Origin of the sequence: Flavobacterium petrolei (assembly GCF_003314435.2) — a bacterium.
GTDB lineage: Bacteria > Bacteroidota > Bacteroidia > Flavobacteriales > Flavobacteriaceae > Flavobacterium > Flavobacterium petrolei.
In genome coordinates, this window is the sequence record NZ_QNVY02000005.1 from 165,572 (window position 1) to 188,938 (window position 23,367).

Annotated in this window: 22 protein-coding genes; 4 read left to right on the forward strand and 18 right to left on the reverse strand. The window is 36.4% G+C overall.

Going from position 1 to position 23,367, the window contains the following annotated elements; all coding sequences use genetic code 11:
• Positions 1 to 75: 75 nt before the first annotated feature.
• Entirely contained in the window at positions 76 to 258 is a 183-nt protein-coding gene (locus DR871_RS14105) for a hypothetical protein (RefSeq protein WP_113633325.1), read from the forward strand.
• A complete protein-coding gene (locus DR871_RS14110) occupies positions 251 to 802 on the forward strand; it encodes a Smr/MutS family protein (RefSeq protein WP_113633324.1) in 552 nt (183 codons plus the stop codon). Before DR871_RS14105 ends, DR871_RS14110 begins: the two co-directional genes overlap by 8 nt.
• Positions 803 to 942: 140 nt before the next feature.
• Here DR871_RS14110 and DR871_RS14115 read toward each other — a convergent pair whose 3' ends face one another.
• Positions 943 to 1,884 (reverse strand): hypothetical protein, encoded by a 942-nt coding sequence (locus tag DR871_RS14115; protein WP_113666832.1) that lies wholly within the window; start codon positions 1,882 to 1,884, stop codon positions 943 to 945.
• A gap of 196 nt (positions 1,885 to 2,080) precedes the next feature.
• On the opposite strand from DR871_RS14115, the gene DR871_RS14120 reads away from it, so the two are divergent.
• Together DR871_RS14120 and DR871_RS14125 are read left to right on the forward strand one after the other, a co-directional pair.
• Positions 2,081 to 2,998, forward strand: a complete 918-nt coding sequence (locus DR871_RS14120) for an EamA family transporter (RefSeq protein ID WP_113666833.1) — start codon at positions 2,081 to 2,083, stop codon at positions 2,996 to 2,998.
• Between the two features lie 19 nt (positions 2,999 to 3,017).
• Positions 3,018 to 4,142, forward strand: a complete 1,125-nt coding sequence (locus DR871_RS14125; protein WP_113666834.1) for a cysteine desulfurase family protein — start codon at positions 3,018 to 3,020, stop codon at positions 4,140 to 4,142.
• Between the two features lie 35 nt (positions 4,143 to 4,177).
• Here DR871_RS14125 and DR871_RS14130 read toward each other — a convergent pair whose 3' ends face one another.
• The 17 genes from DR871_RS14130 to DR871_RS14210 all read right to left on the reverse strand — a co-directional run bounded on the left by DR871_RS14130 (position 4,178) and on the right by DR871_RS14210 (position 23,296).
• Positions 4,178 to 6,445: a glycosyltransferase gene (locus tag DR871_RS14130; RefSeq protein WP_113666835.1), complete on the reverse strand. Its 2,268-nt coding sequence runs from the start codon at positions 6,443 to 6,445 to the stop codon at positions 4,178 to 4,180.
• An 11-nt stretch (positions 6,446 to 6,456) separates the two neighbouring features.
• Positions 6,457 to 7,494, reverse strand: a complete 1,038-nt coding sequence (locus tag DR871_RS14135) for a glycoside hydrolase family 130 protein (protein ID WP_113666836.1) — start codon at positions 7,492 to 7,494, stop codon at positions 6,457 to 6,459.
• 57 nt (positions 7,495 to 7,551) lie between these two features.
• Entirely contained in the window at positions 7,552 to 8,535 is a 984-nt protein-coding gene (locus DR871_RS14140; RefSeq protein ID WP_113666837.1) for an MlaD family protein, read from the reverse strand.
• Positions 8,536 to 8,545: 10 nt separating this feature from the next.
• Complete coding sequence (locus DR871_RS14145; protein ID WP_113666838.1) at positions 8,546 to 9,298, reverse strand: ABC transporter ATP-binding protein; 753 nt, start codon at positions 9,296 to 9,298, stop codon at positions 8,546 to 8,548.
• A gap of 5 nt (positions 9,299 to 9,303) precedes the next feature.
• A complete protein-coding gene (locus tag DR871_RS14150; protein WP_113633317.1) occupies positions 9,304 to 10,086 on the reverse strand; it encodes an MlaE family ABC transporter permease in 783 nt (260 codons plus the stop codon).
• A 425-nt stretch (positions 10,087 to 10,511) separates the two neighbouring features.
• Positions 10,512 to 13,094 (reverse strand): cation-translocating P-type ATPase, encoded by a 2,583-nt coding sequence (locus DR871_RS14155; RefSeq protein WP_113666840.1) that lies wholly within the window; start codon positions 13,092 to 13,094, stop codon positions 10,512 to 10,514.
• Between the two features lie 540 nt (positions 13,095 to 13,634).
• Entirely contained in the window at positions 13,635 to 13,922 is a 288-nt protein-coding gene (locus DR871_RS14160; protein WP_207209811.1) for a chaperone modulator CbpM, read from the reverse strand.
• Between the two features lie 2 nt (positions 13,923 to 13,924).
• A complete protein-coding gene (locus tag DR871_RS14165; protein ID WP_113666842.1) occupies positions 13,925 to 14,827 on the reverse strand; it encodes a J domain-containing protein in 903 nt (300 codons plus the stop codon).
• A gap of 114 nt (positions 14,828 to 14,941) precedes the next feature.
• Positions 14,942 to 15,514: a YceI family protein gene (locus tag DR871_RS14170; protein WP_113666843.1), complete on the reverse strand. Its 573-nt coding sequence runs from the start codon at positions 15,512 to 15,514 to the stop codon at positions 14,942 to 14,944.
• Positions 15,515 to 15,730: 216 nt separating this feature from the next.
• Positions 15,731 to 16,792, reverse strand: coding sequence for a reverse transcriptase domain-containing protein (locus tag DR871_RS14175; protein WP_113666844.1), 1,062 nt, complete (start codon positions 16,790 to 16,792; stop codon positions 15,731 to 15,733).
• 494 nt (positions 16,793 to 17,286) lie between these two features.
• On the reverse strand, positions 17,287 to 18,441 hold the full coding sequence (locus DR871_RS14180) for a phospholipase D-like domain-containing protein (protein WP_165355344.1): 1,155 nt from the start codon (positions 18,439 to 18,441) through the stop codon (positions 17,287 to 17,289).
• Positions 18,428 to 19,531, reverse strand: a complete 1,104-nt coding sequence (locus DR871_RS14185) for a site-2 protease family protein (RefSeq protein WP_113666846.1) — start codon at positions 19,529 to 19,531, stop codon at positions 18,428 to 18,430. The genes DR871_RS14180 and DR871_RS14185 overlap by 14 nt, the downstream gene beginning before the upstream one ends.
• 79 nt (positions 19,532 to 19,610) lie before the next feature.
• Entirely contained in the window at positions 19,611 to 20,600 is a 990-nt protein-coding gene (locus DR871_RS14190) for an NAD(P)-dependent oxidoreductase (RefSeq protein WP_113666847.1), read from the reverse strand.
• Position 20,601: 1 nt separating this feature from the next.
• On the reverse strand, positions 20,602 to 20,847 hold the full coding sequence (locus DR871_RS14195; protein WP_113666848.1) for an acyl carrier protein: 246 nt from the start codon (positions 20,845 to 20,847) through the stop codon (positions 20,602 to 20,604).
• Positions 20,844 to 22,013 (reverse strand): dihydrolipoamide acetyltransferase family protein, encoded by a 1,170-nt coding sequence (locus DR871_RS14200; RefSeq protein ID WP_113666849.1) that lies wholly within the window; start codon positions 22,011 to 22,013, stop codon positions 20,844 to 20,846. Before DR871_RS14200 ends, DR871_RS14195 begins: the two co-directional genes overlap by 4 nt.
• A complete protein-coding gene (locus DR871_RS14205) occupies positions 22,006 to 23,004 on the reverse strand; it encodes an alpha-ketoacid dehydrogenase subunit beta (RefSeq protein ID WP_113666850.1) in 999 nt (332 codons plus the stop codon). Before DR871_RS14205 ends, DR871_RS14200 begins: the two co-directional genes overlap by 8 nt.
• 19 nt (positions 23,005 to 23,023) lie before the next feature.
• Positions 23,024 to 23,296, reverse strand: coding sequence for a zinc ribbon domain-containing protein (locus DR871_RS14210; RefSeq protein ID WP_113666851.1), 273 nt, complete (start codon positions 23,294 to 23,296; stop codon positions 23,024 to 23,026).
• Between the last annotated feature and the right edge of the window lie 71 nt (positions 23,297 to 23,367).

Consider the following 23,367-nt stretch of genomic DNA (forward strand, 5'->3'; position numbering starts at 1 on the left):
AAAAATAAGAAACATTTGTCATAATAATTGATGCAATTTTAAATTCATTACTTTTGGAATCTGATATTTTAAAAGATGAAAAAATTTATAATTCCCATAATGATTGTCGCTATCATTGTTGCTTTGTACGAGCAGGTGAGTGCCGAAAAAAATGTGTATATCATGGTCGTTGCAATTGTAATATTTATGATTGGAATGATGCAATTGAGTGCCAAAACACCGAGTAAAAATCAAGATAAAGAAGACGAAAATGTTTAACAAAGGAGATAAGGTTTCAGTACTGGATGAAGCCATAAATGGAGTAGTGTTATCCGTAAAAGAGCAGCAAGTAACCATAGAAACTGAGGATGGATTCATGATGACATTTTTTGTCAAAGAGTTGATTAAAGTAAACGATTCCAGTAACTTACTAGATTCTATTAGAAGAATAAATATAAGTGAGGTTTCTAAGGAAAAAGAGATTCCAAAAGCACGAAGTTTTGTAAAAGAAAAGAAATCAAAGCACGAAATTCCGGCTCCGGAGTTTGATTTACACATTGAAAAACTGGTGCCAAATAAACACGGAATGTCAAATTATGATATTCTGACATTGCAGACAGAAACGGCAAAACGACACATAGAATTTGCCATTCGCAATAGGATTCCGAAAATTGTTTTTATTCACGGAGTTGGCGAAGGAGTGTTGAAAGCGGAGTTGGATTTCTTATTAGGTCGGTACGATAACATCGCTTTTCAAGAAGGCAATTATCAAAAATATGGACAAGGCGCAACAGAAGTTTTTATTAAGCAAAGTGCCATGTAAGTTCTTATTTTTTGTTTTTATAATAAAAAAAGAGACCCAATTTTAACTGAATTTTACAATTGAAATTCAGTTAAAATTGGGTCTCTTTTTGGACAAAAAAACAAACGTTTTAGCGGTCGATTTTCATGCCTTTTTGGTTCTTAATTGGTAGTCAATAATTCACCGTAAATGTAATTATCACCCAAAATAAAATCACTGTTTCCTTTCTTCATTTTAACTTTTTTGAGGACAACAGTGTGCTTAAAACCGTTTCCAAAAACCGTTGTAGTAACTTCGACGATACCACTTATATTTGCTACTCCAGCTACTGCAATCCATTCTTCAGTGACTACTGGAGTTGCTGGAAAAGTGGTGTTACAAAAATAAGCGCCGGTTACTAAACCGGAGAATAATCGGTAGGTAAGTTTGTTTTTTGTATCGCTTATCAGTCCTGTTCTTGGTGCATTTAGAGGTGTTGCTTCATTAACAATTAATGCGGAATCCACATCAAGAATAAGTGCTTCGCTACTATTGTAATCATATAATTGCTTTGAAGAACTGCATTGTTCAAGAGTTTTATTGAATGCAAAAGGTAAAGGAGTTGCGGAAATCAAATAGTCTCCAAAAGAGAATGTTTCGTATACCTGAGTACCCGTTCCTTTATCAAAAGTGATGTTTTTGAAAGTGATATTGTGATTGTAACCTGTAATTTTTGTACTGTTGTCCGCTTCATCGGTTTTTACAGCAGTTGTATTTATTACTATTTTCCCACCTGTAGCGGTCCATTGTCCTGTAACAATAGGAGTTGCCGGTGGTATTGATTCGCAAATTGTTGATGCACTAACGGTACCATTATAAAAGCGATAAATCACGCGATTGGCACTGCTGATGCTTAATTCCTGAGAAGTAGTTTCGGTTGGGAACGTAACTCCGGTTGCTTCAAAAATAAGCGCTTCACTGTCTTTCAGTTTGTAGATGATGTTGTTAGTGGTGCATTTTTGCGTGTTAACATCTTCAAAATTGATGTTTTCTTGAATTAAATCACCATCATCACACCCATTTAAGAACATGGAAAAAACCAACAAGCTAAGGACTCTTTTCATTTTTTATAATATTTCTAACAAAAATAGAATTTTTAATTTGTTCCAAATACATAACCGTTTAAAAATAGATTATTTAACAGGATTTTGGGTTTTCTATTGAAATGTCTGAGATTTAAGTAACGGTCAGGAGTTGTCAGTATTACTGTCATTTAAAGCCAATGGAATTCGTTATCTTTGCACCAATTTAATACTAGTCATGAGGCTTAACAAATATTATTCGGCTGCTTTTTTAGCTTTTTTTGTATGGGGTTTTTTTAGTTTTGCTTTGAAACCGCTGCATAATTATCCTTCTTTGGATATTTTGTTTTATCGGGTATTTTTTAGTGTGATTACAATGGTATTAATCAATGTAATTTTTCGAAGAAGAGTAATGCGACAAAATTGGAATCATTTCAAAAGTATTTCTTACAAACAGCAGAAAAGTGTTGTGTTATTGACACTTGGCGGTGGCGTATTTCTTTCCTCAAACTGGTTTGTTTACATTTATGTGATGAATCATGTCAGTGTTAATGCGGCGTCATTAGCCTATCTGATTTGCCCAATTGTGACTACTGTATTTGCCTTTTTTATGTTGAAAGAAACATTGAGTAAATGGCAATGGGTAGCTGTTTCAATCAGTTTTTTTAGTTGTATTTTGTTATCATTCAACCATTTTCAGGATATTTTTTACAGCCTTATTACCGCTGCTACTTACGCACTCTATTTAGTGAGTCAACGAAAAAATAACGATTTGGATAAATTTCTGGGTCTTACCATTCAGTTGATTTTTACGGCGCTTGTTCTTTTGCCTTTTTATCCAAAATACAGCGGAGCTATCCCTACGGAACCTCTATTTTACACTTGTATGTTCATGATTGTGGTGTTTTTTACCATTATTCCACTGTTTTTAAATCTCTATGCGCTCAAAGGAATTAACTCTTCCGCTGTGGGAATTATGATTTATATTAACCCGATTATTAATTTTTTACTAGCCATATTTTATTACAATGAGCAAGTAAGTTTCCTTCAATTGTTTTCTTATTTTCTAATTATGGTTTCAATAGTTGTTTTCAATGAAAGAATTCTCTTTTCCAAAAAACCAAAAGCGATGCCAGCAGAAATCAAAGGGCTTTAATAATTTTATATTTTAAAAAATGAAAAAAGTATATCTCGATAACGCCTCAACCACGGCTCTTCGTCCAGAGGTGATTCAGGAAATGACTAAAGTTTTAACGGAAGAGTATGGAAATCCATCGTCAACACATAGTTTAGGACGTTCTGCAAAAAATATTTTGGAGCTTTCCAGAAAATCAATTGCTAAAAATTTGAATGCTACGGCTCAAGAAATTATTTTCACCTCTTGCGGTACCGAAGCTAATAATTGGATTCTTCGTTCTGCGGTTAAGGATTTGAAAGTAAAACGAATTATTACCAGTAAAATAGAGCATCATGCCGTTTTATACACCGCTTTAGCATTAGAAAAAGAGTATGGTATTCAAGTCGATTATGTGGCAATAAAACCAAATGGTGAAATTGATATAACGGATTTAGTGGAATTACTGTCGCAGGAAAAGAAAACATTAGTTAGCTTGATGCACGTGAATAATGAAACAGGAACCATTTTAGATTTGGAGCGAATAGGTCGTATTTGTCAAGAGCACAGCGTTTTATTTCATTCGGATACCGTGCAATCCATCGGGAAAACATCAATAAATTTGCAAACAATTCCTGTCGATTTCATTGTGGCCAGTGCGCATAAATTTCACGGACCTAAAGGAGTTGGTTTTGCTTTTATTCGAAAAAATTCGGGATTGCAACCGCTATTTTTTGGTGGAGAACAGGAAAAAGGATTGCGTGCAGGAACTGAGGCTTTGCACCAAATTGCCGGAATGGCAAAAGCTTTAGAACTTTCATACAGCAATTTAGAAACGGATAGAGAACATATTACTGAGTTGCGAAACTACCTCATTACCCAACTTGAAATTGAATTTCCAGCTTTTGAAATCAATGGAACTGTTGATGGATTTTATACAGTTTTGAATGTTTTATTGCCTTTTTCAGCGGATAAAACTGCTATGATTTTATTTCATTTAGACATGAAGGGAATTGCAGTTTCTCGCGGAAGTGCCTGTCAATCCGGAAGTATAAAACCTTCGCATGTTTTAGCCCAAATGCTTTCGAATGAAGATTTAAAAAAACCAAGTCTGCGAATTTCGTTTAGTCATTTCAATACAAAAGAGGATATTAATGTACTTATCGAAGCATTGAAAACGATATAAAAAAATCTGCTTTTCAGCAGATTTTTTAGTGGAATTTAAGTAATTAGGGACTTCGTTTTGGATATTTTTATTGGATTGGATGGTTTTTCCGTATATTTTTCCATGATTAATCGCGCTTTGAAAAAACACAAAGTAGATTCAGCTCCCTGATTGATATTGATGTGTTTGTCCTCCAAGCCATCATAGGAAGCACCATTTTCCGGATTGTACATGATCTGTTTTAGATGATTGTTCCCTAAAAACCAGATGAACGCGAGTTTTAATTGGTCTTTATATTTTTTATTTTGCGTTACTTCATAAAATAGATCGAGTGCAATAATGGTTGTAGCGACTTCAATAGGTTGTTCGCCATAGAAAATTCTTTCATTTTGCTTCTTGAACCAACCTCGATTAGATATTACTTTCAACTGTCCTTTCATAAAATAATGAGAAAGCAGAAAGTCGAACGTAATTACCGCAATTTTTTTATATTTCGGATTCTTGGTGACTAAATAGCTGTACATCATAGCTTCTGGAAGGACATTATTAGCATACGTCATATAATCTTCATACCAACACCAATTCTCGGCAGAATTGATTTTATAATGACGCAACAGTTCATCAGCAAGATTCTCGATATGTTTTTTTATTTCCCCGTCTTCATACATTTCATGATAATGATAAAGTCCTTTTAATGCGTAAGCTATGGCTCTTGGAGATTTAAAATTATCAATTTTTTTGATGGCTTTATCCCAGCATTTTACTGCTTGGCAAATCATGTCCAGCGGTAAATTTTGTCTGTGAGAAATCACCGTTCCAAGACTCCACAGCGCTCTACCATTTGCATCTTCTAGATTAACCTCTTCGTTTTGTTTGGTCAATTTCTTGTTGTAGTCTTTATAATTATCAAACCAACCGTCGTGCTGTTGTATTCCTTCAATAAAATTCAAATAGGTATTCGCTAATTTTAAGTTTTCCTTATCCGGAAATGCTTTATTGTATAGAACCATATTGATTAATGCTCGGGCATTATCGTCTAATGTATAGCCAGATTCAGGATCAGGTTGACTGAATTTGGAAAATTGAAGAATTCCAAAATCGGTAGTCAGTTTTTTGATATGATCTAACTTTATTGGAGGGAAATTGAATCGCAAATCATCTTCTCTATTGGTTAATTGGTCAAATAAAAGGCGGTATTGTATGGCAATATTTTCCCAGTTTGTGGCACGAGCCATAGAAAAAGCATTTTTCCCCATTGCGATTCGTTGCTCTTCATTTTCGATGAGATAAAGGATTGCTTCCTTAAATTCGTCAGGATTATCAAAACTTTTCAATAGGATTCCATTGCCGTTTCCTAATGATTCGACAGCATGCGGTATAGGTGTAGAAATTACTGCGCAGCCGCTGCTCATAGCATATGCAAAAGTTCCACTTACGGTTTGATTGGGATCTTTGGAAGAAAATAAATAAATTTCAGATAACGTTAAAAATTCCAATAGTTGGTCCAATTGAAGATACTCATTGACGAAAATCACATTGTTTTCCAGACCGAGTTTTTTTACTATAGCAGTAAGTAAATTGCGGTATTTTTCACCTTCTCTTTTAATAACTTCAGGATGAGTTTTTCCTATAACAAGATAAATTACTTCAGGATGTTGAGCCACGATTTTTGGTAAAGCGCATAATACGTTTTCAATTCCTTTATTTTCACTGATTAATCCAAAGGTTGATAATACCACCCTGTCTCTAAAACCATATTTGTTTTTCAGTACTTTTTTTTGTTCCCAAAGAACAGTATGATTGCCATGAGGAATAATTATGCATTTTGAAGGAGGACAATTGTAATGATTGGCCAAAATTTCCTTTGATTTTTTGGTTAGTATCACCACTTTGTCCGATAAATCAGTGAGCGCATAAACCACTTTTTTTCTTTTTTCGTCCGGATTAGGCAGTACCGTATGAAAAACGGTTACAATGGGTTTGTTGAGTGCCAGAATAAAGGAAAGAATATGGTCTCCATAATCCCCTCTAAAAAGACCAAATTCATGCTGAATACAAACCAATCCAATATCGTTTCGTTCATTTATTTTCTCGGCAACCAACCTATAATGAACCAAAGAATCTACCGGCAGTACATAGCTCACTTCTTCAGGATATTGGAAATCTTGCTCCCTATTTTGCAACGCGCATACTTCCACTGGAAGCGTATCCCCAAAGACAACATCCAATGCATTGACAATATCATTCGTAAAAGTTGCTATTCCGCATTCTCTGGGTGGGTAGGAGCTTACAAGAAGCATTTTAATTCCTTTCTCAATTTTCATAGCGTTATTTTTTAAGGTTGTTTTCTCAATTCGAGAAGCAATTCGTTGAGATCTATTTTTGCAACAGCAATATGTTTATCGGCCACACCGTAGTATAGGTAAAGGTCGTTGCCAAATAACGCATGTCCCGATGGAAAGACAATATTGCTTACTTCTCCCTCAATTTCCCATTGTTTCGTAGGTGAAAATAACGGAAATGGTAATCTGGCAATCTCAATTTTAGGATTATCTAATTGCAATAATGCGGCTTTAGCATGATATATTTTCCCCTTTATAGTTTCTTGTACTCCATGGTAAATAAGCAACCAGCCATACTCGGTTTCTATAGGCGGACCGCCAGCACCAATATAATTGACTTCATATACATCTTTGGGATCCAGTACAATATGATGCACCAAATTAACGAGATATTCCTTCCAAAATGACTCTGTTAAATCCTTAAAATCGGTAAATTCCGCAATCTGAATTCCTGGCCAAATCCGATGCAAAAGCATAAATTTTCCGTTTATTTTCCTTGGAAACAATACCACATCTTTATCCCGAAGCAATCTGAATTCATCAGCAACCAATCCTATTTGAGCAAAAAGATTGTAATATTGATGGTATTTTGGATTCAGTTTATTGTTGTCACAGCAGTTGACAAAATTTTCATATTCTTGATAATTAACGTGTGGCGTTATCACACCTTGTTTTTCAAAATGAATTAAATCCTTTGAAGTGGCAAGCGCTCCCATCGCATTGACTCCATCATAAGCGGTATAAGTAATGTAATAGGTATCTTCAATTTTTACAACTCTGGCATCTTCGACACCATGTTTTTCATAGTCAAAATCTCTGGTTATTAAAGGTTTTTCATGGCGTTCAATTACCTTTGTTGGACCATCTAACTTGGCGTATCCTATCGTAGAATAATTGCCGTGTTCTACCGCTCGGTATAAAACATGAATGATATTTCCTTCCTGATAAATCCCGGGATTGAACACTCCATTATTTTCAAATGGATGGTCAGTAGGACTTAGAATTATTCCTAATTTTTCTATTGTAACCATGTTGTAATCGACTTTTACGTAGTTCTAAATTCAAATAAACGCAGTAATCTATTTTTGCTATTCTTCCTTTTTCTGTTCTTTTAATTTTGCTTTTTCCTGTTTTCTAAAATATCCCCGTAGTAAAAAATTATGTTTCAAAGCTTCTAGATTTTCATTCAAACGCAAACTCGCCTCGTTAACATTTGTCATCGTTGAATCTATTTTCCGAACTAATTCAGGGTCATTCGAAAGATAATTTACTGCTCCTTTACCGTTTTTTATATTTACAATTGTGGTATCTAGGTTGTTTACAACGTTATCTATTTGAGTACTGGTTTGTTTTAAATTCAGTACTATTTTTTTAAGATTATTGGCAACCGCGGTATCTTTCAAAACACCAATCACATTGTCTTTATTTTCTAATGAAGAAATAAGTCGGTTTATTTTCGTGATTGATTCTGAACTTCCCCGTCCTGTAATTTTCAAATAGTGAACGGTTTGTTTCAAATCATTTGCCAAGTTAGCATCCTTAATTAATAAGCCCACGGTTCCAGTTCCCTGATTGATTTCATTAGTGATTTTAAGTAAATCGGATGTCAGTAGCGCCGCATTTTTATTGGTTTTGCCAAGGGTATTCAGCATATCATCAGTGCGAATGCGGTTTAACGTACTAATTTCATCTCCTGGCGATATTGAGGTTGCTTTGTCCTTCCCGGGAATAATATTGATAATCATGTTTCCCACCAAACCATCGGAGCCTATTGTGGCAATGGCATTTTTCCTGATATGCGGAAAAATGGTTTTATCAATCAGCATATTGACTTTTATTGCCGTGTCATTAATCATTGTAATGCTGCTAACCGTTCCCACATTTATTCCGGAATAGCGTACATTGTTTCCCAGTTGCAGGCCGCTCACATTATTAAAAACCGCAGATAATTGATTGGTTTTTCCAAACATTTGTTGCTTATCGCCAATGAAATACACCGCGAGTATAAACAGCGATAACCCGATTATTACAAAAAGTCCAAGACGCAATTTTTGTGATGTCGTTTTTTCCATTTTTTTGTTCTTATTTAAAGAAAGCTTGCACTTTTGGATCAGTTGAGACGGATAATTCCTCAAAAGTGCCTTCGATATAATTGATGCCGTCAACCAATAAAATCATTCGGTTTGAAATCACTCTGGCGCAATCCACATCGTGAGTGATAATTATTGCTGAGGTGTTGTATTTTTGTTGGATAGTCATCATCAAGAGCAAAATTTCTTTTGCAGTAATGGGATCTAATCCTGTTGTAGGTTCGTCATACAGAATTATTTTGGGTTGCAGAATCAATGTTCTGGCCAAAGCAATTCGGCGTTTCATTCCACCCGATAGTTCTTCAGGCATTAAATTAATGGTTTGAGCCAGTCCTACGTTTTCCAAAGCTTCCATCACTAATGGTGTAGTATCTTTAATGACTCCAAATTTCTTGGTATGGCGTCGCAATGGAAATTCCAGATTTTCGCGAACCGTCATCGAATCGTATAATGCACTTCCCTGAAAAAGAAAACCAACTTCAGTACGTAAATCGTCCAGTTCCTCGCGATTAAGTTGGGTAATGTCTTTGCCCATCACGACGATAGAACCACTGTCCGGCTGCTCCAGTCCAATTAAACATTTTATCATCACTGATTTTCCGGAACCGGATTTCCCCATAATTACCAGATTTTCCCCTTCATTCAGCGTCATATTAAAGCCATCCAAAACATGATTGTTACCATAACTTTTTCGCAAGTCTTTGATTTCTATAATTCGGTTTTGATTGGGTGTCGGGATACTCATAATCGTTATAAATCATAAAATATATCAGTAACAAAAACAGCAATAAAATCAATAATAAACAGCAACATCGACGTGAAAACCACCGCAGAATTAGCTGCTAATCCCACACCAGCGGTCCCTTTTTTGCAATAATAACCTTTGAAACAACCTACTAATCCAATGGCAAAACCAAAGAAGAACGTTTTGATGGTTGCGGGGATCAAATCACCAAATTCCAATGCATCAAAAACTTTGTTGTAATACAATAAAAAAGAGACATTTCCTTTGATGTTTTCGACCAGAAAAGAACCAAATATTGCAATAGCATCGCCAAAAAAAACTAAAACGGGTAACATAAAAGTGGTGGCCAAAACTCGGGTTACTACTAAATATTTGAACGGATTAGTGCCGGAAACTTCCATGGCATCAATTTGTTCCGTAACCCGCATCGAACCTAATTCAGCACCAATACCAGAACCAATTCGTCCCGCACAAATCAAAGCCGTTATAATAGGACCAATTTCTCGAATCAGTGAAATACTAACCATTGATGGCATCCAGGAAACAGCGCCAAATTCCTGCAGCGTAGGACGTGATTGTAAGGTAAATACTAATCCAATTATAAATCCCGTAACCGCAACCAAAAGCAAGGAACGATTTCCCATATTAAAACATTGTCGTAAAAACTCTTTGAACTCCATGGGACGTTTGAAAGTTTCTTGAAAAAAACGGCCAGCAAAGTAGGAGAGTTCGCCAATTTCGAGTAAAAAAGCTTTGAATAATTCCCTTATTTTTGAAAATGTATCCATAAGCAAACGAATTAGTTTTTAACAGAAAATAGCTACTCAAATATATAGTTATTTATCTGATTATCAGTGCTATTAAAAGTGTTGTTTGCCTATTATATTGACGATTTGGTCGAGAAAATATCAATTTTAAAAAATAACAGCATTTTTGCAAGCGTTATTTTTATTCGCGCGAATAATCCGGATTATAAAATGGGTTATTTAGAAGTCATTTTTTATAAAAAAATAATACAATTCTTTGGGTATAATGTTATGGTTTTCTCTAAAAAAGTGAAACGCCTTCTGACATTTTAAAATCTATGTTCTATGTGTTTAAAAAAGTACACAAATGGAATTACAGCAAATGGTACAATACTATTACAAAAGTATCCAAGATTGAATTTGCTTGGAAATAAAGTAATTGAAAGAGAGTAAAAACTCTTACTGAACTATTTATTTCTGTTTTTAATCCACTTCTCTATTTCTACTGCCCAAAAAACTACACTTGATACAGCTAAGGTAATCAGCAACTCATATAAAGTAAGTGGTTGTGTTTTGAAAATATCATTAAAAAAAGGCGTGTAAACAATCATAAGTTGTAGTGAAACCGTTATTAATAAAGCACCAATCATGGGTTTATTAGAGAAAAAACCAATTTTAAAAATTGAATCCTGTCCGGAACGGATCACCATTACATGTCCTAATTGACTGAAGCAAAGTACCGTAAATGCCATCGTTTGCCAATGGGAGTTTGCCACATGTATCGCATAAGCCTGCATTCCAATGGTGACTACTCCCATTAAAAATCCAACCCACAAAATGTGAACTGCCATACCATTTGAAAAAATACTTTCAATTGGATTTCTGGGCGGGCGTTTCATAATATTTATTTCTGATGGCTCGGAGGCCAAGGCTAATCCGGGCAAACCATCGGTCACCAGATTAATCCAAAGGATATGAATGGCCAATAACGGAATGGGTAAACCAAAAAACGGCGCCAAAAATATCGCCCAGATTTCGCCTGAATTTCCGGTCATGATATACTTGATGAATTTCAGGATGTTGTCAAATATTTTTCTACCATGTTTGACTGCAACTACAATTGTGGCAAAATTATCATCCAGCAAAATCAGGTGCGACGCTTCTTTAGAAACTTCTGTGCCGTTGATCCCCATGGCGATTCCAATATCAGCATTTTTAAGTGCTGGCGCATCATTCACACCGTCACCAGTCATAGCCACAAAATTATTTTTAGATTGTAGCGCATTAATGATTCTTAATTTCTGTTCGGGATTTACTCGGGCATACACCCGAACGTTCTCCACGATTTTCACAAATTCAATTTGTGTTAATGCGTATAATTCAGAACCCGTCAGTACAAGATCTTCCTCGGAAGAAATGATTCCCAGTTTTTCGGCAATTGCTTTTGCGGTGAGTTTATGATCGCCGGTAATCATCACCGGAATAATACCAGCCTCTTTGCATTCCGAAACCGCTTGTTTCGCTTCCTCTCGCGGCGGGTCAATCATGCCTACAAAACCAATAAGCGTTAGTTCTGTTTCAATTGTTTCCGGATTCAAATTTTCCGGTAACGAAGAGAGTGTTTTCATGGCATATCCTAATACCCGATACCCTTTTTCCGCCATTTCATTGACTTTACGTTCCAATTCGGGAATAAGTGATTGTTGCTCGGCATTTAGTTTATGAAACAGGACATCGACCGCTCCTTTTGTAATTACGAGAATTTCATCATCAGCATTTTGAATTTGATGCAGGGTTGTCATGCATTTTCTTTTGGAATTAAAAGGTAATTCTGCTATTCGTGGAAATGCAATTTCTAAATCTGCACGGTTTAAATTTTTATCGAAAGCATATTGCACCAATGCGACTTCAGTTGAATCGCCCAGCCATTTTCCGTTTTCGCCTTTCGAGACATCATTATTTAAAGCTATGGCATGAAGCAATCGGTTTTTTTCTTCAAAAGCATCGTTGTGTTTTGTATCTGAAGTTTCAAAAATCTCCTGCACGGTCATTTTATTCAGCGTAAGAGTTCCCGTTTTATCAGAACAGATATAGGTAACTGAACCAAGCGTTTCTACAGCGGGCAATTTGCGTATAAGCGCATTATTTTTGGCTAATTTCTTAGCTCCAAAAGCCAATGCGATGGTAACTAATGCTGGTAAAGCCTCAGGAATTGCGGCAACAGCAAGGGAAATTGAAGTAATCAACATCGTCATTGCAGATTCGCCCCGCAACCATCCGATAAAGAAAATGACAGTGCAGATGATTAGGATGACTATTGATAATCTTTTTCCAAATGCCGCTAATCTTTTTTGTAACGGCGTTGTGGTTTCATCAGTTTGAATCATTTTAGCGATATGACCCAGTTCCGTATGCATTCCTATGGCCACAACGTATCCAAGAGCTCTTCCATTCGTAATCGAAGTGCCTTTGTAACCCATGTTCGTCTGGTCGCCAAGAGCGTAATTTCCTTCTGGAAGTTCCTCTGTATTTTTTTCTACATTGTTGGATTCGCCTGTAAGTGCTGATTCGTCTACTTTTATTTGATGGGTTTCAAAAAAACGAATATCTGCAGGAATAACATTGCCGGCTTCCAGAACCACAACATCGCCTGGAACAAGATCTGAAGCTGGAATAGTAATCATTTTTCCTTCGCTAATAATGCGAGCGTGGTTTGCTACCATTTTTTTCAGTGCTTGCATCGCTTTTTCGGCCCGATATTCCTGAATGAATCCCACGATGGCATTAATAATGATGATGGCAAGAATAATGATCGTATCTGTTAGATCGCCTATTATTCCCGAAATTATTGCTGCCGCGATCAGAATCAGAATCATGAAATCAGACAACTGAGAAAGCATCATCTTTACGATGCTCTTCTTTTTAGTGTCTTCGATTTCATTCTTCCCATTTTCGCGCAAGAGTTCCTTACTAGTTACTTCATCAAGTCCGCGAGGAGTTGTTTGTAACAAGTGGGTGATTTCTGATAGTGGGAGTAAATGCCAGTTCATCGCTTTGTTTTTTTATTTTTTATAATATAAAAGCCCCATCATTAGTACATAAACGGAGATAATTAATGCAGTATCAATGGCGAGTTTCCATTAGAAATAATTACTTCTTTAGTACTTTTTTTTTCCTGATTAATTGTTTTAAATCAGGAGGAATGGTTTTTTTATGATATTATTTTCAATGGTCGCAAGCCTTTCCATTAATTTTTATAGGCTTCCATATTTTCTTTTTCACTCAGTGAAAGCGGAGAAAAACCACTTTCGAAAAGAATAAAACTGTGGCACAAAATCAATGAAGCTTCTCAAAGTAACGCCATTTTTATAGCGTAATGAATGGCGGAATCTGCTGCAGTGGAGAAGTCTGTGGGTACAAATATTGTTTTTAATAGCTCTAAAATTTATGCTTTAGTAATCTCGTAAAGTATCAATTTTGAACTTTTTAGTATTCATAAATACCAGAATTACTAAAAAGCAGTAAAACATTCTCTTTTTTAAAGATTGTAAACCAAAACTTTTTAAGGGCAGATTTAATTGGGACTTTTGTTAGCTTTCGTACAAGCGTAATCTGTTTTTGAGTGCAGTCAATTCATTTTGCAACACATCAATCTTTTGTAACAAATTAAACACTACATCAATTCCTTCTATGTTTACGTCTAATTCCTGATGCATGCGAATCATTTTTTCGATTTCATAAATTGCATTTGAATCAATATATTGTTTGGATTCAATCGTTTTTATTTCGAGTAAACCCATTTCGCTAAGATTGGTAAAAAAAGATAGTTCCACACTATAGTGAATGCACAATTCAGGTATCGGGATCAGGTTTTCCATGTTTATGATTTTCTTAGTGTAGCGAGTTCAGTGAATAATTCTTTTTCTTTTTCAGAAAGATTAGTGGGGATTTGTATTTGATAGGTTAAGTACAAATCACCAAATTCTCCTTCTTTTTTATACACTGGAAAGCCTTTTCCTTTCAATTTGACTTTGGTTCCGTTTTGGGTTCCGGGTTTCACGGTCAGTTTTACTTTTCCGTCAAAAGTGTCAGCGGTAATCTCGCCGCCCAATAGGGCAGTATATAAATCCAAGTCCACTATTGCGTAAAGGTTGTGCTTATCTAGTTTAAAATTAGTGTGATTCGCCACCGTGAACGTTATATATAAATCACCTTTAGGACCACCACCGGAACCTTCGCCACCCATGCCGCTGATTTTTATTTGTTGGCCGTTTTCGACACCGGCAGGAATGGTAATTCGAATATTTTTGCCATTAATGGTTAACGTGCGTTTGTGAGTTGTGTACACATCTTTGAGTTCAAGATGTAGTTCAGCATTAAAATCCTGTCCTTTGAACTGCGCACTTCTGCGGCCACCACCAGAGGCTCGACCACCAAACATCGATTCAAAAAAATCAGAAAAATCACCTCCACCACTGAATCCACCACCGCCAAAACCTCCTTGTTGTCCATTTCCTTGGTATTGCCGCTGCTGTTTGGATTTTTCAAATTCTTCCGCATGTTGCCAGTTTTCACCATAATCATCATATTTCTTACGATTCTCCGCATGACTCAAGACTTCATTTGCTTCATTGATTTCCTTGAATTTTCTTTCGGCTTCTTTATCATTTGGATTTAAATCGGGATGGTATTTACGGGCAAGTTTCCGATAGGCCTTTTTAATCTCGGCTTCAGTTGCTTTTTTGTCCACTTCTAGAATCTTGTAATAGTCTATAAATGCCATTGTGATTATTTTTATGTTGTGGTTATTTGGTTACGTTCGAAACATCTATATATTTATTAGATACATATTTTGCTTCTTACAATTGATGAGATTTCTCAGTTCATTAATACATACTTATTGTTTTATAAATTCACTGTCAGCCTTAATTTTTACTTCATCACTAATCATTGGTGCAGGGAATTTTGGGCCTATATTAAAATCAGAACGTTTTATGATGGTACTAAATTTAAAACCAGCTGTTGGCGCTTTCGTTTGAGGATTTTCAATAGTTCCTCTGTACCACATCGTGATGACTACCGGTTTCGTTATTCCGTGCAGGGAAAGTTGGCCCGTTAGCTTGTATTTATCTTTTGCTGTTTTTTGTATCGACGTACTTTTGAAAGTCATTTTAGGATATTTTTCAACATCAAAAAATTCGTCACTTCGTAAATGCTTATCTCGCATTTCAACTTCGGTATTGATGGACGCCACTGCTGTAGAGAGTTCAAAAACAGCATCACTGAAATCAGTTTTGGTTGTAATTGCGCTAATTTCAAATGTTTTGAACAATCCTGCAATGTCAGAAATTCCATTGTGCATTGTGCTAAAAGTTAATTTAGAATGCATTGGATCAGCTTTCCATGTTGTTTGTGCAAACAGAAAAGTAGATAAAAATAATGAGGCGATAATGGTAGCGATGTTTTTCATGGCTTAATTTTATTTAATCTTAAAGATACGCTATTAAGTAGTTACGAAGTTTAAAAAGGAACTTTTTGTGATATGAGTAATTATAGTTTTCAAAGAGTGTATTTGTCAAATTTAATCAATTTTTAGGTAAAAAAATAACAATAAAATACTTAATAACAGTTAGTTATAGAATTAAAAGCCCCAAAAAGGAGCTTGTTCTAAATTGATTTTTACAATTTAAATAGGAAATAATTCGTTTTCTATCGCAGTTAAGTCTTGTTTGTGTTTCAAATCAAAAAGCACAGCTTTATACTTTATAAATTCCGCATCTTTTGGATTAATTTGGAGTACAAAATTTATTTTCCCCAACAAATGTTCCAGATAATTGTTATGATTATTTTTTTTGAAGATTTTATGTTCCTCAAAACCAAATTTCTGAATGTAATATAAGGTTTGTCTCAATTCATTGCGCTTATAGAAAATGACTTGCGGTTTCTGATTCACCACAACTCCAGTAACAGTCTGTCGCATATTTGGCGTCATTAGTTTGGTCTTTTTGGCATTTATGCGAAGATTCAGTTTTTCAACCGTTTCTGTTACTTTTTTTAGCAATTCCTCGTGGTCAAAATCTCCTGAAAAACTCATGTCGTCCGCATAACGCGTGTACCTAATTTTATAATCTTTGCAATACGAAGCAATTTCGGCATCAGCCTTTTTAAAAATCAGATTAGAAAGATAGGGGCTGGTAGGCGCACCTTGCGGCAAATTTCCATTTCTGGTGCATAATCGGGAAAGTAATTTGGATACTATTTTAGAATATCCCAATTCCAGAAATTCTGCTTCAACAAGCTCAGCTGATATTGAAGGAAAGAAATTCTCTAAATCCAGCGTAAAAATCTTAGATTGATTTTTATGAAACCTCAGGTTTTCCAGCAATGTTACGTTTGGTTTATACGCTTTCGCAAATGGGCTGACGGGTATTTTATACAGTATACTTCTTAGAATCCAGATTTGGATTTCTTTCAAGCTGGGCAGTGGTTCAGAAATTAGTCGTTTGGTTCCATTTTTTTTTGCGACTTCAAAATCACGATAAAAATAATTAGGAAACAGCGATGCTTTTTTTAAATATTCTTTTTTGTATCCCACAAGTGCTGATAAATGGGAAGGATTGTAAATTACCGGGACATGATGCGAAAATAAAACTTCAGCATAATCAAGACAATGCTGAATATTAGGTAACGAAAAGCCTATTTTTCGCGACTCCTTGATAAAAGCTTCTTTGTAATGGTTAAAATCCATAGGTTTGAGTCATTAATGGGATAGGGACTTTTGCGTCCCTAACCCCAATTAAGAATACCGGTTTAAAAGTTCGGAGCTCTGCGGAGAATCTTTTAAACCTGGTGCTTGAAAGAACATTCAATTACAGAACAGTGACTCACGGTTCCGTCGCTAGCATAAGCCAACAAATTTCTTTTAAAAATGAATTAAAAAAAAAGTTCATCCTGACGGGGGACAAATATTTTTTTACAGTCCAATTTAGGGATTTGTCTTTCAAAATCCTTTTGGATCCAATCCTCTTTTTTTTGGGTTTTAATTCGGTATGGTTCCATTTTTAAAAAATTATAAATCAGCACCCAATATATGTAACTACTTATTTATTAGGTAATTATATTTATAAATTTACAAAAAAAAATGCAGTAACCGCATAAATTCTTAAATATTTTAGTTTTTAATTTTAAAAGAGGCTTCTTTCTAAATTTTAGAGGTTTTAATTGGGATGAAGGGAGTGCTTTTCAATTATAGAAGCGTTTATAAGGAGTGTAGGTGACTATTATTTCTACGATTCTGGTGATCACATAGGAAACCAAGTTGATGAATTTTGTCATTATAGTGGTATTTGTTTTCAGTGATTCGAGAGTGATGCTTTGGCATTGTGCAATAATTTCGGTTAGGTGTTCTTGAAATAAGATGGAAAAGGAACTTGAAAGTATTTCGACATTCATTTCCAGACTTCCGTAGGAACTCAAATTATTCAGGTTAAAAGAACCAATTGTGGACCAATTGCCATCCACAACAGCTACTTTTCCGTGTAAAATGGATTCGTTCCATTCATACAATTCAATGTTATAACTGAGGAGTTTGCCATATAAAAAGCAAGTCGCCCGTCTTGTCAGCGGAAGATCTGATTTTCCGGAGAGAATCAATTTGATGATGACTTTATTTTTAGACGCTTTTTTTAAGGCTCGAATGATTCGGATTCCGGGAAGAAAGTAACTGCCTACAATGATGATTTCCTTTTTGGCATGTCGGATGGATTTTATATAACCTTCACATATTTCGTTTTTCCCTTTCAACCAGTCATTCTGGAGGATGCGAACGGAAGTATCTTCCTGAATATGAAATGCAGATTTTATTTTTTTATTCCTCAGATGTCTTTTTTTAAAATAAATATCGTGACAAAGCTGTTGAAGTGGTTTGGCTATTTCCCCGTTTATTTGAACGGCGTAGTCCAGCCAAGGTTTTTCGGCGACGGAACCGCGGTATTTATCAGCGATATTTATGCCGCCAACCAGCGCAACTTTTGCGTCAGCGACAATAACTTTGCGATGCAATCTTCGTCCAAGATAAAAGGTGTAGGTTGAGAATAAAGGGGCAAAAAAGCGAATGTTTACGCCGCTATATTTCAGTTCCTTTAGTAATTCTGCCGGAAAAGATAAAGAACCCAAGCCATCCAGTAGCACATAAATTTCAACTTTCCGTAACGCGGCTTCTTTTAGTGCATTGACGATTCTTTTTCCCGTTGCATCATTTTCAAAAAGATACATTTGCAGGTGGATTTTAGATTGTGCCTCTTGGATAATAGCTTCTAATCGGTCAAAATAATCTTCGCCACTGAACACCAGCTCCAATTTTTTGGTGACAAAAAGGCTATCGTTAGTTTTTATCATGCGCTTTATTTGTAGTAACTTCATTAATCAAAATGAACTCCATTAGATTTTCGATATCCAAAGTTCCGGTAACTTCATTGTTTTCCATAACGAGCATTAATTTTGATTTATTGAGTTGTATGAGTTCAAAAACATTTTCCAAAAGCGAATTTGCATCGAGAAAAATTAAATTCCGATCCATCACATTATAAATAAATTCCTCTTCGCCTTTTTTGGAGAGAGCCATTATGATTTGGTCACGGTTCAAAGTTCCGACAGGAGTTCCTTCTTCCATGATTAAAAAATTCTTGTTTTGGCTGTTCAAAACTAATGCTACTGCGGTTTTGACTGTGGCATTGGCATCAATCTTTGGATAGTCTTTCATTACAACGTCATGGACTTTGAACCCTTTCAACATGAATTTCGATTCCGTATAATCCGCTTCAACCTGAGCACCTATGATAACAAAAATACCAATAAAAACTAAAACAGGAGAATTGAAAAAACCAAAAAGTATAAATCCCAACGCAAGAAATTGACCAATCCGAGCCGAAATGCGGGTAGCTATATTTCGCTGCATCCGAAAGGATAATAAGGCACGTAAAATTCGGCCGCCATCCATTGGAAACGCAGGGATCAAATTAAAGAGTGCCAGCCAAAAATTCACTAAAAAGAAATTCAGAAAGAAATTATTGGCATTCACGCCAGTTTCTAATTCGGCCATCAGTTGTTCGGAAGTATTGGGAATGGTGATGAAAATTCCGGTTATCAGTGCCAAAGTGATGTTGACGAAAGGTCCTGCAATTGCCACGATTAATTCTTCGATTGGTTTTTCAGGAATTTTTTCAAGTCGCGCTAAACCGCCAATGGACAATAATGTAATGTCTTTTGTAATTATATGGTATCTTTTTGCTGCCAAAGCGTGCCCTAATTCATGCATTATAACGGTGACGAAAATACTCAAAATAAACACAACCGACCATACTATCTGAGTAGCATTTTGACCTGATCGGTAATTAATGAAAATGATAAACAGAATCAGTAATGAGAATGTCCAGTGAACATAAATTCCTATGTCTGCTATTTTTCCGAGTTTAAAGGAGCCTTTCATTTGGTGCGTTTTAAGTAGTAGAATTTGAAAAATAATCTCGGGTATTTTATTTTAACTTGAAAACAAACATCATATTTTATCAATTAATTTCATTTTCAGAAGTGCCATTATACGCCCAAGCATTTAAATTGGCAATCGTAGTATGGGCAATTCCTGCCAGCGTTTCATTTGTCAAAAAACCTTGATTTCCGGTAATCATGACATTGGGATAGGAGCGGAGTTTCAAAAACAAGGTATCTGTAATAGGAGCTTCCGTATGATCCTGAAAAAATATCAAATTTTCTTTTTCATAGACATCTAAACCAACTGCAGCAAAGATTTTGTTGTCAATGGCTTCAATTAAATCTTCGGTATTCACAAATCTTCCATCTGCAGTATTAATAAAAATCATCCCTTTTTTGCATAATGAAAAGATAGTTTTGTCAAACAATTGATAGGATGATTCGTTCCAAGTATCATGTACGGACAACACATCTGAAGCGGCACAAACGTCCTTCAAAGTCTTGTAGGATATTGGGAGTTCATTCCGTAACTCCTTATTTTCTTCAATATCAAAAGCTATGATTTTACACCCAAAACCATGCATAATCCGTGCAAAAGCAGCACCTATTTTTCCGGTTCCAATAATCCCCACTGTTTTTCCATGCAAATCAAAACCAACTAAATGATCCATTCTGTAATCTCCAATGTGCATTAATCGCTGTCCTAAAACCAGTTTCCTGTTCAGTGCCAATACCAAACCAACGGCATGCTCAGCCACCGAATACGGAGAATACACAGGAACATTTGCCACCTTAATCGCCAGAGATTTTGCCCTTGGAACATCAATTAAATCGGAATGTACAGCCCGCAACGCAATATATTTTACACCGCAGCTATAGAGTTTTTGCAAAACTGCTTCTGAAGCCACATCTGAAGTAAAAAGCGAGACGGCATCAAATCCCTGGGCCAACTGCGCCGTGTTTTCATTCAAATGCTGCTCCGTAAAAACCAATTCATGATTTCCATGGGCCGCTTTTTCCATAAATGGCTTATCAAAGCCAAAGATGCTGTAGACTAATACTTTCATTTTATGGTTTTTTATTTTTAATGTAAGCCGTCAGTGCCTGTAAAGTGGCTGTTTTTCCATAATCCTCTTCTGGAATTTCGATTCCTGTTTTTTTGTTCAACGCAACGATGAATTGCAGCGAATCAAACGAATCAATATTAAGCGTTTCCCTGATGTTTTCATCCGGTTTTAATGTTGATGGTTCCGTATCCGGTGCAATTTTTTTCAACAATTGAAAAATAATTTCTTTGATTTCTTCTTCATTCATAACGCTTCAGGATTTTGTAAATGGTTGTTCAAGGCTACTAGAAAGCGGCTGCCTGTTAATCCATCCGTGGCACGATGATCCCCCGCCAGAGTCGCGAAAATTGAAGTTCGGATTCCTAACATACCTTTCTCCGCAAAGGGTTGTTCTGAAATATTTCCGAAACCAATTATCGCAACCTGTGGCGGATAAATCACCCCAAAAATCATTTCGGCGCCACCATCGCCAATGTTGGTTACCGTAATTGTAGCGTCACTCAATTCTGAACTGCGTAGTTTTAAGGCGCGAGCTCTTGGAATAATATCATTTAAATCAGCCATGATTTCATCTAGATTTTTTATATCCGCGTTGTGAATCGCGGGAACTATGATTCCTCCGTTGCGCAGCGAAACCACAAAACCAATATGAATTTCTTTTTTGAGCTGTAAACCGTTTTGCCAAACCGCATTCAATTCCGGGAAATCAGTCAATGCTTTAGCGGTTGCTTTGATGAGCAGCACAACGGGAAGCAATCGTTCTTGAACTGATTTTTCCTTATTTTTGGCTATCAGCCAATCAGTTGCTTTTGATACATCTATCTTTTTCTCTAGGTAATAATGTGGAATTTCTCGTTTCGATTTGCTCATTGCTGCCGCTATTGCTGTACGTACTGCCTCAATTTGTGCAAGTATTTTTGCGTCATCAGGAGGAAATTTTTCCACTTTTAGAAGTTGCTCTTTTTGAGTTGCCAATGCTTGCTCCACATCGTCTTTCGTAATCACGTCATTTTCTCCCGTTCCTTTTACTTGCGAAAGATCGAGATGATTTTCCGCAGCAATTCGCCTTGCTAGTGGGGAAGCTTTTATTGAAAATACAGCTGTTTTTTCTTCTATCGGTTGTAAGGCAATTGGTTTTTCTGATGTTGCTTTTGCTTTTTTGGTTTCCAATACTGCTGCGCTGGGATCAATCAATGCCATTACCGTTCCCACAGGGACTTTAGTTCCTTCTTCTATCAGTAATTCTCCGATTGTTCCTTCGTCAAAAACTTCAATTTCTATAAGCCCTTTTTGTGTTTCCACTTCGGCAATGATATCGCCACGCTGTACCGTATCGCCTAGTTTTTTCTTCCATTCGATGAGAGTTCCAGCTTCCATATCAGCACCCAAATTAGGCATTTGAAATTCAATCATGACGTATCATTTTTTTTACTGCATTTACAATATCATTTTTCTGCGGAATCGAAGCTTCTTCCAAATGTGCAGGGTAGGGAATGGGAACTTCGACACCGCACAATCGCTGTACAGGAGCATCCAAATCATAAAATGCCTTTTCCATAATTCGCGCACTAATTTCTGACGAGATACTGACGGAACGCCACGCATCTTCAACAATTAAAACCCGATGCGTTTTTGCAACCGACTCCAGAAATGTACGTTCATCCAAAGGTCGCAACACCCGCAAATCAATCACTTCGGCTTCGATTCCGACCAAAGCTAATTCGGCAGCAGCCTCCAGACTTTTATAAACGCCCGTTCCATAAGTGATAATCGAAATAGCAGATCCTTCGCGTAACACTTTGGCTTTGGTAATATCAATAAAACCTAAATCTGCAGCAATTTCTTTTTCGAGATTGAGCATCAGCGTGTATTCAAACAGCAAGACAGGATCCGGACTTTGCAAAGCAGCACGCAACATTCCCCGTGCATCCTCATGCGTTCCCGCAGACAAAACAATTAATCCCGGAATGTGTGCATAAAATGGTTCCCAACTGTGGGAATGTTGCGCTGCCAGTTGACGGCCAATTCCGCAACCCATCCGGATAATCATTGGGACATAGATTTGGCCGCCTGACATGTGCAACAAAGTCGCCGCATTATTTACAATTTGGTCCATCGCCAACAAACTGAAGTTAACGGTCATCACCTCAATAATGGGTTTCATTCCCGCCATAGCCGCCCCGATACCCGCTCCTACAAAACCGGCTTCAGAAAGCGGAACATCCATAATCCGATCCGCACCAAACTCCTGCAATAATCCTTTGCTTACCGCAAAAGCGCCTCCGTAACGGCCCACATCTTCGCCCATCAAAAAAACGTTTTCGTCATTTTGCAACGCTTTGCGAAGCCCTTGTTTCAAAGCCTCGCGATACGTAAGGGTTATTTTGCCGGTGCTGTTGTCCATGATGCCAATCGATTAGGGATTAAATAACAAATTGTTTGTTTTTCCAACGTTTTAATGCGGGTAAAATATTCAACGCTTTTTGAACCATATAAATAGGAAGGTTTTTTTTCTCCATGTGCATTTTTACGGTATTTTTCATTTCTTCCAAGTTCATATCGGGGTTTTTGAAGTTACTGTCTTCATAACAATATTTACAATAATCATTCGTTTTCTGGCCGTTGTTTTCGGTTCCTTTAGCATCTTCTGTAGTCAGTGGCATTCCGCAACTTTGACAAAAATGTGTGTTTTCCATGTGGGTTGATTTAAATAGTTAGCTTTCTTTCTTTATGTAGTTTCTAATTTATTTTTCGTGTACACCATTTT

Coding starts and splice junctions, on each gene's coding strand:
- DR871_RS14175 (WP_113666844.1), bottom strand. CDS start 16,792: ATGGATTTTAACCATTACAAAGAAGCTTTTATCAAGGAGTCGCGAAAA.
- DR871_RS14160 (WP_207209811.1), bottom strand. CDS start 13,922: ATGGAAAACCTGATCCCGATACCTGAATTGTGCATTCACTATAGTGTG.
- DR871_RS14185 (WP_113666846.1), bottom strand. CDS start 19,531: ATGAAAGGCTCCTTTAAACTCGGAAAAATAGCAGACATAGGAATTTAT.
- DR871_RS14145 (WP_113666838.1), bottom strand. CDS start 9,298: ATGAGTATCCCGACACCCAATCAAAACCGAATTATAGAAATCAAAGAC.
- DR871_RS14140 (WP_113666837.1), bottom strand. CDS start 8,535: ATGGAAAAAACGACATCACAAAAATTGCGTCTTGGACTTTTTGTAATA.
- DR871_RS14155 (WP_113666840.1), bottom strand. CDS start 13,094: ATGAACTGGCATTTACTCCCACTATCAGAAATCACCCACTTGTTACAA.
- DR871_RS14200 (WP_113666849.1), bottom strand. CDS start 22,013: ATGATTGAATTTCAAATGCCTAATTTGGGTGCTGATATGGAAGCTGGA.
- DR871_RS14150 (WP_113633317.1), bottom strand. CDS start 10,086: ATGGATACATTTTCAAAAATAAGGGAATTATTCAAAGCTTTTTTACTC.
- DR871_RS14110 (WP_113633324.1), top strand. CDS start 251: ATGTTTAACAAAGGAGATAAGGTTTCAGTACTGGATGAAGCCATAAAT.
- DR871_RS14210 (WP_113666851.1), bottom strand. CDS start 23,296: ATGGAAAACACACATTTTTGTCAAAGTTGCGGAATGCCACTGACTACA.
- DR871_RS14190 (WP_113666847.1), bottom strand. CDS start 20,600: ATGAAAGTATTAGTCTACAGCATCTTTGGCTTTGATAAGCCATTTATG.
- DR871_RS14180 (WP_165355344.1), bottom strand. CDS start 18,441: ATGATAAAAACTAACGATAGCCTTTTTGTCACCAAAAAATTGGAGCTG.
- DR871_RS14205 (WP_113666850.1), bottom strand. CDS start 23,004: ATGGACAACAGCACCGGCAAAATAACCCTTACGTATCGCGAGGCTTTG.
- DR871_RS14195 (WP_113666848.1), bottom strand. CDS start 20,847: ATGAATGAAGAAGAAATCAAAGAAATTATTTTTCAATTGTTGAAAAAA.
- DR871_RS14165 (WP_113666842.1), bottom strand. CDS start 14,827: ATGGCATTTATAGACTATTACAAGATTCTAGAAGTGGACAAAAAAGCA.
- DR871_RS14135 (WP_113666836.1), bottom strand. CDS start 7,494: ATGGTTACAATAGAAAAATTAGGAATAATTCTAAGTCCTACTGACCAT.
- DR871_RS14120 (WP_113666833.1), top strand. CDS start 2,081: ATGAGGCTTAACAAATATTATTCGGCTGCTTTTTTAGCTTTTTTTGTA.
- DR871_RS14115 (WP_113666832.1), bottom strand. CDS start 1,884: ATGAAAAGAGTCCTTAGCTTGTTGGTTTTTTCCATGTTCTTAAATGGG.
- DR871_RS14130 (WP_113666835.1), bottom strand. CDS start 6,445: ATGAAAATTGAGAAAGGAATTAAAATGCTTCTTGTAAGCTCCTACCCA.
- DR871_RS14105 (WP_113633325.1), top strand. CDS start 76: ATGAAAAAATTTATAATTCCCATAATGATTGTCGCTATCATTGTTGCT.
- DR871_RS14125 (WP_113666834.1), top strand. CDS start 3,018: ATGAAAAAAGTATATCTCGATAACGCCTCAACCACGGCTCTTCGTCCA.
- DR871_RS14170 (WP_113666843.1), bottom strand. CDS start 15,514: ATGAAAAACATCGCTACCATTATCGCCTCATTATTTTTATCTACTTTT.